Below are 14,769 nucleotides of genomic sequence, written 5' to 3' on the forward strand. Positions count from 1 at the left end.
TTGCTATTTTGAAGGATTAATACTAAAATCTTTATAGGAGAAGAAATTTTTAGCTAGGTGATACATATGATAGATAGAAAAAATAAAAAACAAAAACCAGTAAAAGAAGAAATCATGGGGATAATCTTTTTGGCTTTTACTCTTATCTCTTTTTTGAGCCTTTATACCGATTCAACAGGCATAATAGGTAAACATATAGGTACTTTTCTAAAAGGCTTTTTGGGGACAGGTTCCTATGTGTTTTCAGCACTACTTTTAATTTTTGCTCTGATGTTTTTATTTGCAAGTAAGGATTTCATAAAACTTCACAGGTCCATGGCGCTTTTAGGGTTGTTTCTCATGTTTATAAGTTTGAATCAACTTTATTACTTTCCTATACTTACGAATTTTAAAGATTATATCTCTGTATCTTATATAAGCGGAATCAATAACACAGGTGGAGGGGTTATCGGCGGGTTAATAGTGTATTTTTTTGTCAAGATGGTAGGAATAGTTGGAAGTTATATATTGCTAATATCGTTTACTGCTATTTTTACAGTACTTGTAACAGATATTTCTATTGTAAGTCTGATAAAAAGCTCGTATGAAAAATTAATGGTAAAAAAGGAAAACCTCATACATAATAAAAAACATGAAAAAGAAAAAAAGTCTGTTAAGATAGAGCCTGTAGAAGAACCAGTGCAGTCTTTCTACGAAGCGGAAAATGAGGATAAAAACATTGGGAAACCAATTGAAATAGTAGAGCAGATAGAGGAAGAAAGAAAGGTGTATGAAAGACCCTCTCTGGCAAAAGAAGATGGAGAATATACTCCCCCTCCAATTACCCTATTAAAAGAGGCGATTCCTTCACCGAAAGTAAAGAACGAATTGCTTTTTGAAAAAGCTAAAAGGATAGAAGAAACATTGAGGAATTTCGGTATAGAAGCTAAAGTGGTTCAGGTTACAAAGGGACCTGCCATAACCCGTTTTGAACTGCAGCCCAGTGCAGGAGTTAAGGTAAGCAGAATTGTGAGTTTAACAGATGACTTAGCCTTGAGCTTAGCGGCTCCTTCTGTGAGGATAGAAGCACCCATTCCTGGAAAGTCTGCTATTGGAATTGAGGTTCCAAATGAAAAGATAACTCCTGTATATTTAAGGGAAGTTATTGACAGCAGGAAATTTAGAAGTTTCAAGTCGGAACTTGCCATCGGATTGGGAAAAGATATAGCCGGGAATATAATCATAGCAGACCTTGGGAAAATGCCACACCTTTTGATCGCAGGAGCAACAGGCTCAGGGAAGAGTGTTTGCATAAATTCTTTGATAGTAAGTCTCCTTTACAAGGCTTCTCCGCAACAGGTAAAAATGATTCTAATAGATCCAAAAGTGGTTGAACTCAACATTTATAATGGAATTCCTCATCTTCTTACTCCTGTTGTGACAGATCCCAAAAAGGCAGCCGGGGTTTTAAACTGGGCTGTACAGGAGATGATAAGAAGATATAAAATTTTTGCAGAGGCTGGAGTAAGAGATATAGAAAGTTATAATGAAAAGTATAAAGAAGAAAGACTTTATAAAATAGTCATAATAATAGATGAGCTCTCTGACCTGATGATGGTATCTCCTGCAGAAGTTGAAGAGTATATATTCAGACTTGCTCAAATGGCAAGAGCCGCAGGTATCCATTTGGTAATCGCAACTCAAAGGCCCTCTGTAGATGTGATAACGGGAGTAATAAAGGCGAATATACCTTCAAGGATATCTTTTGCTGTTTCTTCCCAAATAGACTCCCGTACCATTTTAGACATGGCAGGGGCGGAAAAACTTTTAGGGAAAGGTGATATGCTATTTGACCCTATTGGGGCTTCGAAGCCCATAAGAGTCCAGGGAGCTTTTATTTCAGAAGAAGAAGTAGAAGCGGTAGTAAACTTTTTAAAGGAAAATTATAATCCTCATTACCAAGAAATCAAGATTGAAGAAAAATTGAACGGCAAAGCTTTAGAAGAGGAGGAAGACGAACTTCTGGAAGATGCAATTTCTGTCATTTTGGAAACCGGTCAGGCTTCTATTTCTCTTCTTCAGAGGAAACTCAGGATAGGATATGCTAGAGCTGCCAGAATCATAGACCAATTAGAACAAAAAGGTATAATAAGCGGTTATGACGGTGCAAAACCCAGACAAATACTCATGTCTAGGGAAGAAATACAAAAGCTTTTAGAAAGGAAGTCGATATGAAAAACGTTGGCCTAATATCGCTAGGTTGCCCTAAAAATAGCGTGGATTCAGAAAAAATGCTTTTCTTACTTAAAGAAAATGGGTATAACATAGTAAGCGATGAAAGGAAAGCAGATATTATCATAGTAAATACCTGTGCCTTCATTGAAGATGCTAAAAAAGAATCCATTGAAACTATAATACAGATGGGACAATTGAAGAAAAAAAGATTAAAATATTTGATTGCTACTGGTTGTCTTTCAGAAAGATACAATAAAGAATTAATGAAAGAACTGCCAGAGCTAGATGCAGTTATAGGGACTGGAGACTTTACTGAAATTGTAAAGGTAATTGAAAAACTAAAAAGAGGAGAAAAAGTGTTAAAATACGGTCATCCTGACCTTTTAAAAGATGAGGGTATTTCCAGGGTTTTAACTACTCCCCCTTATTATGCCTACTTGAAAATTGCAGAAGGCTGTAGCAATGCCTGTTCTTTTTGTATAATTCCAAAACTTAGAGGCAAATACAGAAGTAGAAAGATTGAGGATATTCTTAAAGAGGCAGAAGAACTCGTAAAAAGGGGAGTAAAGGAACTTATACTGATTGCTCAAGATACTACTAAATACGGAATAGACCTTTATAAAAAACCTGTACTCCCTGAGCTTTTGCGTGAGTTAGCTAAAATTGAAGGAGTTAAATGGATTAGGCTTCTTTATGCGTATCCTGACAGCGTAACAGATGAATTGATAGAAGAGATAAAAAAGAATGAAAAAGTAGTGAAATATATAGATATTCCTCTTCAGCATTCCAGCGAATCTGTCTTAAGAAGGATGAATAGAGGTACAACAAGGGATAAAATAGAGGAGGTTATATCAAAGTTAAGAAGTATACCGGGAATGGTAATAAGAACCACCTTCATAGTTGGGTTTCCTGGGGAAACCGAGGAAGAATTCGAAAACTTGAAAAGATTTTTAATAGACAAAAGATTTGAAAGGGTTGGTGTGTTTACTTATTCGAGGGAAGAAGGTACGAAAGCTTACTACATGAAACCTCAAATAAAAAGAAGTGTGAAACTTAAAAGGCAGAGAGAATTAATGGAAATTCAGCAAAAAATATCTTATGAATTCAACTTTTCAAAAATAGGTTCCAGATTAGAAGTGATGATCGAGGGATTCGAAGACGGAATTTATTATGGCAGAAGCTATATGGATGCTCCAGAAATAGATGGAATTGTATATGTAAAAAGCAATAAAAAGCTTTTGCCCGGAGACTTCATATCTGTTACTATAAAAGATGCATTTGAATATGACCTTTTGGGGGAATATTAATGAACTTAGCCAATAAACTCACGATGTCACGGCTTTTCTTAATACCCATTTTTATGGTGTTTTTGTTGATAAAAATTCCATACGGTGATTTTTTAGCTGCATTTTTCTTCACTATTGGCGCCATCACCGATAAATTGGATGGATATGTGGCGCGAAAATACAGACAAATAACTAATTTTGGAAAATTTATGGATCCTTTGGTCGATAAAATAATGGTTACTTCTGCACTTATTGCTTTAGTTCAAATGGGCAGGATCCCCAGTTGGATAGTAATAATCATAATAGCAAGAGAATTTTTAATAACGGGAATAAGGACATTGGCAGCAGATAAGGGAATTGTAATAGCAGCCAGTAATTACGGGAAATATAAAACTACTTTTCAGATGATTGCAGTTATTGCATTAATGCTTAACAACTATCCTTTTAGTCTCATCCATTTTCCTTTTGATATGATAATGGTATACACAGCTTTAATTTTGACAATATACTCTGGCGTCGATTATATAATAAAATCAAAAAACCTTTTTAAAGATTAAATACAAAGAGGTGTTCTTATGAAGGGAGAAATAATTTCTGTAGGAACAGAACTTTTACTGGGACAAATTATTAACACAAATGCTAAATACCTGTCCGAAAAGCTTGCTCTTTTGGGAATAGATGTATATTTTCATACCAATGTAGGAGACAATGAGGACAGACTTAAGCAATGCCTAAAAATTGCTTACGAAAGGTCAGAACTAATAATAACTACGGGAGGTCTCGGTCCCACTGTCGATGACATAACAAAAGAGACTATCGCCTCCTTTTTAAATCTACCCCTTGTAGAAAATAAAGAGGCAAAACAAGAAATAATAAATTTTTTTGAAAGAATAGGGCAAAAACCCACTGAAAACAATTTTAAGCAGGCTTTTTTCCCGGAAGGTTCAAGGATTTTACCCAATAGGAATGGAACTGCTCCGGGATTCATTCTTGAAAAATCGGGGAAAATTTTTGTCGTTTTGCCGGGTCCTCCTTCTGAACTCATACCCATGTTTGAAGAACATGTATATCCCTATTTAAAGAATTTCACTAAAGAAACTATAAAATCTAGAGTATTAAAAATATTTGGCATTGGAGAGTCAAAAGTAGAAGAGATGGTAAAACCTTTGCTTCAAGGAAGCAATCCTACTGTAGCTCCGCTTGTGGGGGACGGATATGTAACGCTTAGGATAACTGCAAAAGGGTTAGAAGGAAATGTAAATACGATGATAAAAGAAGTAGAAAGCAAGATAAGGGAAATTTTAGGTGAATATATCTACGCTGTAGATGACGAGGACATGGAAGAAGTTGTAGTAAAGTTGTTGCAGATGAAAGGGCTTTCGCTCGCTACCGCTGAATCTTGTACAGGGGGCCTTTTGGCAAAAAAAATAACAGACGTTCCTGGTGCCTCTAAAGTTTTTGGATTTGGTGTAGTGACTTACAGCAATGTAGCAAAGGAAAAAATATTAGGGGTTGACAAAAAGACGTTAGAATCTTACGGTGCAGTAAGCCCCGAAACTGCAAAAGAGATGGCTGAAAAAGTGAGGTCTCTGGCAAACGCGGATTTAGGCCTTTCCACAACTGGTATTGCTGGCCCATCAGGAGGGACCCCTGAAAAACCTGTAGGATTAGTATATGTAGGTTTTGCTACACCGCAGAAGACTTATATAAAAAAACTGATGTTAAGTGGTGACAGGGATAGAATTCGCACAAGAGCTATGCTTCATGCTCTTGACATGGTAAGAAGGTATCTTGAAGGAAAACAAATTGATTAGTATAATAATTTTAATATGGAGAGGGGAACAAAATTTTATCAGGAGGTAAAAATTGATGATTGAGAAACAAAAGGCTTTAGAAATTGCTATTAACCAAATAGAGCGGCAATTTGGAAAGGGAGCCATAATGAGGCTCGGCGATACTGCCAAATTAAACGTAGAAGTAATACCAACAGGCTCAATCGAGCTGGATATAGCATTGGGAGTTGGAGGTATACCCAGGGGTAGGATAATTGAGATTTTTGGACCTGAATCTTCTGGAAAGACCACCTTAGCCCTCCACATGATAGCAGAAGCTCAAAAAATGGGAGGTACAGGAGCCTTCATAGATGCTGAGCATGCTCTTGACCCTGTATATGCTCAAAAACTTGGTGTAAATATAGAAGACCTCCTTGTATCTCAACCTGACACTGGAGAACAAGCTCTTGAGATAGCAGAAGCTTTGGTAAGAAGTGGTGCGGTAGATATAATCGTAATAGATTCTGTTGCAGCTTTAGTGCCCCGAGCCGAAATAGAAGGAGAAATGGGAGACAGTCACGTAGGTCTTCAAGCCAGACTCATGTCACAGGCCTTGAGGAAATTAGCAGGAGTAACCAGCAAATCCAAATCTATAGTTGTATTTATAAATCAGCTAAGAGAAAAAGTAGGAGTAATGTTTGGAAATCCTGAAACTACCCCTGGTGGAAGAGCATTAAAATTTTATGCTACTATAAGGCTTGATGTTAGAAAGGTTGATAACATAAAACAAGGGAATGAAATTGTAGGAAGTAGAACTCGCGTGAAGGTCGTAAAAAACAAAATCGCACCTCCTTTTAAACAAGCAGAATTTGATATAATGTATGGAGAAGGGATATCAAAAGAAGGAAGTATACTCGATTTGGGTGCAGCCCTTGATATAATAGAAAAAAGCGGTTCTTGGTATTCTTATAAGGACATAAAATTAGGCCAAGGAAGGGAAAATGCAAAGCAATTCTTAAAAGAAAATAAAGAAATAGCTGAGGAGATTGAAAGAAAAATCAGGGAAAATTTTAATCTTGCCTATAATAAGATAAAATCAACACCTGATAACCTATTAGAATAGCCCCTGCAAGGGGTTATTTTATTAGCGAGGGGAAGAAAATGGTTATTACTGGAGTGATAAAAAGAAAAAAAGATTCTAAGTATGATGTATTTATTGATGGGGAATATTCTTTTACTTGCGATATAGAAGCACTTCTTGTGCTGGGTATTGAAGAAGGAAAAGAAATAAATAATGAACAGTATAAATATTATGTAAACTATATTGAAAGCAAAAATGCCAAAGACTATGCTTTTAGACTTTTATCAAAAAGAATACTCACTGAAAAGCAACTTATAGATAAGCTTAAACTAAAAGGTTTTTCAGAAGAAGCTATAGACAAAGCTTTATTGAAGGCAAAAGAGTATAATTATATAAACGACAAGAACTATGCAAAACTTTTCGTAGAAGAAAAGATTAGGAATCAATACAGTCGAAGAAGGATATACCACGAACTCATAAAAAGAGGTATCAAAAAAGATATAATAGAAGAGGTATTGGAGACCTTATACCCATTTGAAAAAGAAATAGAAGTAATAAAACAAATCATTCAGAAGAAAAGAAAATCCTATGACGAGGTTCAAAAATTAAAGAGATATTTATACACAAATGGCTTTGAGATTGAAAATATTGAAAAGGCTTTAAACTTGACATAATTTTGTAAAGGGTCTAAAATAGAATATGAAACATGTACTTAAGGAGGTGTAGGAATATAAGCCATGTTGAATTGATAATCACAGCACTTATTGCAATACTAGTCGGCTTTCTAGCAGGTTTTCTGGTGCGTAAGGTAATTGCCGAATCCAAGATAAAAAGTGCAGAAACTCTAGCCAGAACCATACTAGAAAGTGCCCGAAAGGATGCGGAGAATAAAAAGAGAGAAGCCTTGCTGGAAGCAAAAGAAGAAATTCACCGATTAAGAGCGGATTTTGAAAAAGAAGTAAGAGATAGAAGAGGAGAACTACAGAGACTTGAAAAAAGGCTTCTTCAGAAAGAAGAGTTGCTTGAAAAAAGGGCTGAAAGCCTTGAACAAAAAGAGAATTTGTTAGAACAAAAGCAAAAAGAAATTCAGCAGCTGGAAGAACAGATAACTCTTCTTCATAAAAGACAATTAGAGGAGTTAGAGAGGATTTCAGGACTTACTCAGGAAGAAGCGAAAAATATCTTATTAGAGAGTGTGCAAAAAGAGATACAGCACGATATGGCAGTAATGATCAAGGAAATGGAGAACAAAGCTAAAGAAGAAGCTGAGAAAAGAGCAAGGGAAATTGTAGGGCTAGCTATACAACGCTGTGCGGCAGATCATGCTGCTGAAACAACTGTATCGGTCGTTACTCTTCCTAATGATGAAATGAAAGGTCGGATAATAGGTAGGGAAGGTAGAAACATAAGGACTATTGAAACCCTAACAGGTATTGATTTAATAATCGATGATACTCCTGAAGCCGTAGTAATTTCTGGTTTTGACCCAATAAGAAGAGAAATTGCAAGAATTGCCCTTGAGAAACTGATCGAAGACGGAAGAATACACCCAGCAAGGATAGAGGAAATGGTAGAAAAAGCCAAAAAAGAAGTAGACAATATGATAATAAAAGCTGGAGAAGAAGCTGCTTTTGAGGTAGGAGTTCATGGTTTACATCCAGAGCTTATAAAACTTCTGGGCAGACTTAAATTTAGGACCAGCTATGGCCAAAATGTCCTTAAACATTCTATAGAGGTAGCTCATCTTGCAGGCCTTATGGCTTATGAACTAGGAGCAGATGCTTCTATTGCCAAAAGGGCTGGGCTTTTACACGATATAGGAAAGGCTGTTGACCATGAAGTGGAAGGGCCCCATGTAATGATAGGGGCAGAGCTTGCAAAAAGATATCATGAGTCCGATGCGGTGGTACATGCTATAATGGCTCACCACAATGATGTAGAGCCTCAAACAATTGAGGCAGTGTTAGTACAGGCAGCTGATGCAATCTCAGCGGCCAGACCGGGTGCACGGCGTGAGGCTTTGGAAGCATATATAAAGAGACTTGACAAGTTAGAGCAAATTGCTAATTCGTTTGAGGGTGTTGAAAAGGCCTATGCTATTCAGGCGGGTAGAGAGATAAGGATAATGGTAAAACCCGAAATTATAAGCGATGACGAACTTGTAATACTTGCGAGAAACATAAGTAAAAAGATTGAAGAGGAAGTTGAATATCCCGGCCAAATTAAAGTTACTGTAATAAGGGAGACAGTGGCTATTGATTATGCAAAGTGAAAAAATTTGAAAAAAAGCGTGCGTTTCGCACGCTTTAAAAGTTTATAAAATTGTGCAATAATAAAATTGAAGATATTTATAAAAATTCGTCTGGAGGTATAAGATGAAAATACTTATCTTAGGAGATATAGTTGGCAGACCTGGAAGGAATATTTTAAAAGAGAATTTAGAAGAGCTAAAAAAAGCCTATGACGTGGATTTAATCATAGCAAATGGCGAGAATGCTGCTGGAGGAAATGGTATAACAAGAAAGGTAGCTGACGAACTTTTTGAAATGGGTATTTCTCTTTTAACCACTGGCAATCATGTGTGGGACCAGAAAGAAATACTGCAATTCATAGATGAAGAGCCGAGAATTTTAAGACCTGCTAATTACCTCGAAGGAACTCCTGGCAGAGGTTCTGCCATAATAGAAGTAGGAGAAAAGAAGGTTGGAGTATTAAATCTTCAAGGTATTACCTTCATGCCTTGTAACAGAAATCCTTTTTTTGTGGCAGAAGAAGAAATAAAAAAATTAAAAAGGGAAACAAATATAATAATCGTCGACTTTCATGCCGAAGCTACATCAGAAAAAATAGCCATGGGATATTTTCTTGATGGGAAAGTAAGCTGTGTATTTGGTACCCATACCCATGTACAAACAGCAGACGAAAAGATTCTTCCACAAGGTACTGCGTACATCACAGATATAGGGATGACCGGACCCTATGAATCTGTGCTTGGAATAGACAAAGATTTAATCATCAAAAGATTTACTTCTTCTGTACCTGTAAGATTTGAAGTAGCAAAAGGTCCTGCGCAGATAAATGCAATAGTTGTTGAAATCGACGAAAGTACAGGAAAAGCTTTAAAAATAGAAAGAATTAATAAAATTTCTTCACAATAAAGAAGGATTTTTTCATTTGATGTAGAATATTTAAAGTGAAAAAATTATTTTAAGGGGGAAAAAGTAATGGAAGTATTAAAAGTTTCAGCAAAGTCTAATCCAAATGCTGTAGCAGGAGCATTGGCAGGAGTGATAAGAGAGCGGGGCGGTGCAGAAGTACAGGCGATAGGGGCAGGGGCTATTAATCAAGCTGTAAAAGCCGTTGCAATTGCAAGGGGTTTTGTTGCTCCAAGTGGCATAGATCTAATTTGTATTCCTGCTTTTACAGATATTGAGATAGATGGGGAGGAAAGAACGGCAATAAAATTGATTGTGGAACCGAGATAATGAATAACCTGCGTTTCGCAGGTTATTTTAAATTTTAGAAAAATTATAAGGAAAGGTCGGAGAGAATGTTTGCTGATTTGCACATGCATTCAAAAGCTTCTGATGGGACAAATCCGCCACGGAAAGTGGTTGAATTATCAAAAGCACATGGACTTTCCTGTATTGCATTGACGGACCACGATACAGTAGAAGGATTAGAAGAAGCTATGGAAGCTTCTCTTGAATTTGGTATAGAAGTAATCCCGGGGATTGAATTTAACTGTTACTATGAAGGCCAAGAGGTTCACATTTTGGGATACTGTATAGATTACAGAAACAAACATTTTACTAAAAAGATTGAGGAAATGAAAAAGCTAAGAAATGATAGGGCAAAAGCTATGATAAAAAAATTAAATGACTTGGGAATCGAAATTACTATAGAAGATGTCTTAGAATTTACATCAGAAGGATTTGTAGGAAGACCCCATATAGCAAGAGCGATGGTCAAGAAAAATTACGTAAAGGATGTCAAAGAAGCCTTTGAAAAGTATATAGGCGTTGACGGACCGGCTTACGTGGAAAGATATCGCATCACTCCTGTAGAGGCAATAGACTTAATACTAGCAAATGGAGGCGTTCCGGTTCTTGCTCATCCAGGGCTTCTTATCAATGACAGTGTGATTGAAGAATTAGTAAGAGCAGGTCTCGTAGGGATAGAAGTTTTTCACTCGAAACACACAGAAGAAGATGAAAAGAAATATTTAAAGAAGGCAAAAGATTACAATTTAATAATAACTGGAGGCTCGGATTTTCACGGTATAGAAGTGGACGGAAAAGACTTGCTGGGCACGATAATGCTTGATTATAAATACGTGGAGATTTTAAAAAGCAAGTCAAAAAATTTAGATAGAAATTTGACGACTTATAAGTTAAAATAATATTGTGACACTTATGACAAATTTGGAGGTGTAAAAATTGAACCTATCACAAAATGCCTTGCAAATCACTCCTTCTATGACTTTGGAAATAACTGCAAAGGCTAAAAAATTGCGGGCTGAAGGGATAAACGTCATAGACTTTGGAGTAGGCGAGCCGGACTTTGATACTCCTGACTACATAAAAGAGGCTGCAATTGAAGCCATAAAAAGAGGATACACTAAATATACGCCATCTTCTGGAATCATAGAGTTAAAAAAAGCCATATGTGAAAAACTGTTAAAAGATAACGGTCTTCATTACACTCCTGAACAGATTGTGGTATCAAACGGTGCAAAACATTCGATATACAACGCTCTTTGTGCAATTTTAAATCCCGGGGATGAAGTGATAATACCCGTGCCTTACTGGTTAAGCTATCCTGAAATGGTGAGATTGGCTTATGGTAAACCTGTTTTTGTTTATACAAAGGAAGAAAATGATTTTAAAATAACTGCTGAAGAGCTAAAAAATGCTATTACACCCAGGACAAAGGCTATAATCTTAAACAGCCCAAACAACCCTTCTGGGGCCGTATATACTAAAGAAGAATTAGAAAAACTTGCTAAAGTAATTGAAGAGGCAAATATTTTCGTGATTTCAGATGAAATATATGAAAAGCTCATATATGAAGGAGAGCATGTAAGCATCGCTTCTTTAGGTGAAAAGATAAAGGAGCTGACAATCGTAGTAAATGGAATGTCAAAGGCTTATGCCATGACGGGATGGAGGATAGGATACACGGCTTCTTCACTGGAAGTGGCGAAAGTCATGTCAAATATCCAGAGCCATACCACATCAAACCCCAATTCAATCGCTCAGTATGCTAGTGTTGCAGCCTTAAGAGGCGGAGAAGAAGAGATAAAGAAGATGAAAGAAGAATTTAACAGAAGAAGGCTTTATATGGTAGAAAGAGTGAACAAAATAAAAGATTTAAGGTGTTCCACTCCTAAAGGTGCTTTTTACGTAATGGTAAACATAGAAAATTACATAGGGAAAACGATCAACGGAAAAACAATAAATGGTTCCATAGATTTTGCAAACGCCTTAATTGAAGATGCAAATGTAGCTGTAGTACCCGCGCTGCCTTTTGGAATGGATAATTATGTGAGACTTTCTTATGCTACTTCCCTTGAAAGTATAGAAGAAGGTCTTGACAGAATTGAAAATCTTTTAAGTAGAAAATAAAACTTATTAAAGCCCCTGCTATTAAGTTAAACAGGGGCTTTAATAAGTTAAGTTTGCTCGGAATGTATTCAAATGGTATAATGGGGGTGAGATTTTCTAAAGGAGGGTTATTTATGAAAAGGTACCTGTTATTTCTTTCTGTTTTGTTTATTTTTTCATCTCTTTTAACTTCATGTGCTGTTTCAGATGATACATTCAAAAAACTTGAAAAGTATCACTTTACTGCTAATTCAGATCCCACAATAATATATGCGACCTCAGATAGAGTACTTTTGAGAGATAAAGGGGAGCTGGTTTTAGAATACAGAGGTAACTTTTATAAATTGCCTGTATCAATTGATGATTCTAAAGATGGTTTTATCACAGCAGTAACTGAAAATATAGTTATTGCAGGGAAAATAGAAAACGGAAGAATAGAGAGCTTACACCTTATAGATGTAATAAGCGGCAAAAGAATGGAATTAAAAGAAGAAGTCTTGAAGTACTTGGATGCACCTTTTTATTCTACAAAATTTTCTAATGACAACTATTTTGCATATATTAATCAACCAAGAATTGACAAAGTAATAAACGTAATAGATTTGAAAAATTTTAGAGAGTTTACAGTTGATGTAAATACTCCGGTATATTATGCAGTTGCTTTAAAAGAAAATTCAGGTTATGCCATTTATTTTGAAAATAGCGATGGAATATATCGTAAAATTGCCAGTACACCTCCAGAAAAATTTACTTATGGACATTTGATCGATGCAAATAATGAAGGAATAGTTTATATTTACAGAACTGAAGGATCCATAACAAAAGTATACAAAGTACAAAAAGATAAAAATATTAAAGAAATTGCTGAAATTAATGGAAGAATATTCCCGCTCAGGAAAGACAAAGATGCAATATCTTTTTTGGTAAATGAGGACATCTCATCAAACAGATTTGATTCAATGGTCATTGTTAATTTAAAGGCAGAAAAAAAGATAGAAATAAATAATGTCTATCAGAATCTACTAATTGATGAACCTCTCTTTTATGATGACGGTTCTGTAGCTTTGATATTCCACAAGGATAAAGGTACAGAAATGATAAACACAGCCAACGGACAAAGCACTTTTTTAGAAAATTTTGATAAGATCAAGATAAAAGAATTAAATATCGACTTTCCTTTAGACCTTCAAAGAAATTATCCTCTATCCTATGGAAAAATTCTCAAAGTCGTCAAAACGAAAGATTCAATAAAGCTGTCACTGGTAGATGAAAAAAATCGACCTTTAAAGGTAGTAGCAACTTATAATTTGAAGGAGGATGAAAGATGAGAGATGTGTATCAATCTCCATTGGTTACAAGGTATGCCAGTAAAGAAATGGCAAGGATTTTTTCTGATGACGAAAAGTTTAAAACATGGAGGAGGTTATGGGTAGCACTAGCAAAAAGTCAGAGAGAATTAGGACTTAACATCTCAGAAGAACAAATAGAAGAGCTAGAAAAAAATATAGAAAACATAAATTATGAAGACGCAGAAAGATTTGAAAAAGAATTTAGACACGATGTAATGGCTCATATCCATGCCTATGGACTTTTGTGTCCAAAAGCAAAACCCATAATCCATTTGGGGGCTACTTCTGCTTTTGTCGATGACAATACAGATATTATATTGATGGATAAAGGATTAGAACTTCTTGAAAAAAAGCTTCTTAAAGTAATAAAAGTTCTTTCGGAATTTGCATTAAAATATAAAGATATGCCCACTTTAGGGTATACTCATTTTCAGCCTGCCCAGCTCACAACCGTGGGCAAGAGGGCATGCCTCTGGATTCAAGACCTTCTTCTTGACCTTCAAGATTTAAGATACAGACGACAGAATATGATGTTAAGAGGTGTAAAAGGTACAACAGGTACACAAGCCAGCTTCATGGAACTATTTGACGGAGATGAAGAGAAAGTAAAAAAGCTTGATAAACTGGTTGTAGAAAAGATGGGCTATAAAAAGTCTTTTCCCGTAACGGGGCAAACTTATACGAGAAAGTACGATTTTATGATTCTTTCCGTTTTGAGTGGAATAGCTCAAAGTGCTCACAAATTCAGTAACGACATACGTCTTTTGCAACATTTGAGGGAAATTGAAGAACCTTTTGAAGAAAGACAAATTGGTTCCTCTGCAATGGCCTATAAGAAAAATCCCATGAGAAGCGAAAGGATGGCATCATTATCCAGATATGTAATTGTAACTTTATTAAATTCTTCTATCACTGCATCGAATCAGTGGTTTGAAAGAACTCTGGATGATTCAGCTAACAGGAGAATTGTGATACCGGAAATGTTTTTGGCTACAGATGCCATACTAAACCTCTATATAAACATTGCTTCTGGGTTAAAGGTAAATGAAAAGGTAATTGAAAGAAACGTAAAAAGAGAACTTCCTTTTATGGCTACAGAAAAAATTTTGATGGCTGCGGTTAAAAAGGGTGGAGACAGGCAAGAACTGCATGAAGCAATAAGAGTATACTCCCTCAAGGCTATAGAAGAAGTAAAAAATGGAGGAGAAAATCACCTTCTTGATTATATAGCACAGGATAAAAGATTTGGTCTTACCCATGAAGAGATCCTTCATCTTACCGATCCCAAGAAATTTACGGGCAGGTCCTCAAGTCAAGTGGTAGAATTTATCGTGGAAAATGTAAATCCTTTGCTTGAAAAAGTAGAAGAGGTAGAAGTACGCGTAGAAGTTTAAAAATTTTCACCTTCTACATCCCAATATCATAAAATAAACTGAAAATGATATTGGGATGTGGTGTAAT

13 protein-coding genes are annotated in these 14,769 nt (G+C 35.9%); all 13 read left to right on the forward strand.

What is annotated here, in order from left to right:
• Positions 1-66: 66 nt before the first annotated feature.
• The 13 genes from ACPLVE_RS00690 to purB all read left to right on the forward strand — a co-directional run bounded on the left by ACPLVE_RS00690 (position 67) and on the right by purB (position 14,702).
• Positions 67-2,214: a DNA translocase FtsK 4TM domain-containing protein gene (locus ACPLVE_RS00690; protein ID WP_424608916.1), complete on the forward strand. Its 2,148-nt coding sequence runs from the start codon at positions 67-69 to the stop codon at positions 2,212-2,214.
• The gene (gene rimO, locus ACPLVE_RS00695; protein WP_424608918.1) at positions 2,211-3,521 is read left to right on the forward strand and encodes a 30S ribosomal protein S12 methylthiotransferase RimO; all 1,311 of its coding nucleotides are present in this window, start codon (positions 2,211-2,213) and stop codon (positions 3,519-3,521) included. The genes ACPLVE_RS00690 and rimO overlap by 4 nt, the downstream gene beginning before the upstream one ends.
• Entirely contained in the window at positions 3,521-4,057 is a 537-nt protein-coding gene (gene pgsA, locus ACPLVE_RS00700; protein ID WP_424608919.1) for a CDP-diacylglycerol--glycerol-3-phosphate 3-phosphatidyltransferase, read from the forward strand. The genes rimO and pgsA overlap by 1 nt, the downstream gene beginning before the upstream one ends.
• An 18-nt stretch (positions 4,058-4,075) precedes the next feature.
• Entirely contained in the window at positions 4,076-5,314 is a 1,239-nt protein-coding gene (locus tag ACPLVE_RS00705) for a competence/damage-inducible protein A (protein WP_424608921.1), read from the forward strand.
• 55 nt (positions 5,315-5,369) lie between these two features.
• Positions 5,370-6,395, forward strand: coding sequence for a recombinase RecA (gene recA / locus ACPLVE_RS00710; RefSeq protein ID WP_424608923.1), 1,026 nt, complete (start codon positions 5,370-5,372; stop codon positions 6,393-6,395).
• A 38-nt stretch (positions 6,396-6,433) separates the two neighbouring features.
• Positions 6,434-7,027, forward strand: a complete 594-nt coding sequence (locus tag ACPLVE_RS00715; protein ID WP_424608925.1) for a regulatory protein RecX — start codon at positions 6,434-6,436, stop codon at positions 7,025-7,027.
• Between the two features lie 71 nt (positions 7,028-7,098).
• On the forward strand, positions 7,099-8,625 hold the full coding sequence (gene rny / locus ACPLVE_RS00720) for a ribonuclease Y (RefSeq protein WP_424609163.1): 1,527 nt from the start codon (positions 7,099-7,101) through the stop codon (positions 8,623-8,625).
• A 103-nt stretch (positions 8,626-8,728) separates the two neighbouring features.
• Positions 8,729-9,511: a TIGR00282 family metallophosphoesterase gene (locus ACPLVE_RS00725; protein WP_424608927.1), complete on the forward strand. Its 783-nt coding sequence runs from the start codon at positions 8,729-8,731 to the stop codon at positions 9,509-9,511.
• A 66-nt stretch (positions 9,512-9,577) separates the two neighbouring features.
• Positions 9,578-9,838 (forward strand): stage V sporulation protein S, encoded by a 261-nt coding sequence (locus ACPLVE_RS00730; protein ID WP_022587739.1) that lies wholly within the window; start codon positions 9,578-9,580, stop codon positions 9,836-9,838.
• Positions 9,839-9,903: 65 nt separating this feature from the next.
• Positions 9,904-10,755, forward strand: coding sequence for a PHP domain-containing protein (locus ACPLVE_RS00735; RefSeq protein WP_424608929.1), 852 nt, complete (start codon positions 9,904-9,906; stop codon positions 10,753-10,755).
• A 37-nt stretch (positions 10,756-10,792) separates the two neighbouring features.
• Positions 10,793-11,980 (forward strand): pyridoxal phosphate-dependent aminotransferase, encoded by a 1,188-nt coding sequence (locus ACPLVE_RS00740; RefSeq protein WP_424608931.1) that lies wholly within the window; start codon positions 10,793-10,795, stop codon positions 11,978-11,980.
• A 113-nt stretch (positions 11,981-12,093) separates the two neighbouring features.
• Positions 12,094-13,287 carry a hypothetical protein gene (locus ACPLVE_RS00745; RefSeq protein WP_424608933.1) on the forward strand — a complete coding sequence of 398 codons (1,194 nt, stop codon included), beginning with the start codon at positions 12,094-12,096 and terminating at the stop codon, positions 13,285-13,287.
• The gene (purB, locus tag ACPLVE_RS00750) at positions 13,284-14,702 is read left to right on the forward strand and encodes an adenylosuccinate lyase (protein ID WP_424608934.1); all 1,419 of its coding nucleotides are present in this window, start codon (positions 13,284-13,286) and stop codon (positions 14,700-14,702) included. Before ACPLVE_RS00745 ends, purB begins: the two co-directional genes overlap by 4 nt.
• Positions 14,703-14,769: the final 67 nt, after the last annotated feature.

This window comes from Caldanaerobacter sp., assembly GCF_049701115.1.
Taxonomy (GTDB): Bacteria; Bacillota; Thermoanaerobacteria; order Thermoanaerobacterales; family Thermoanaerobacteraceae; genus Thermoanaerobacter.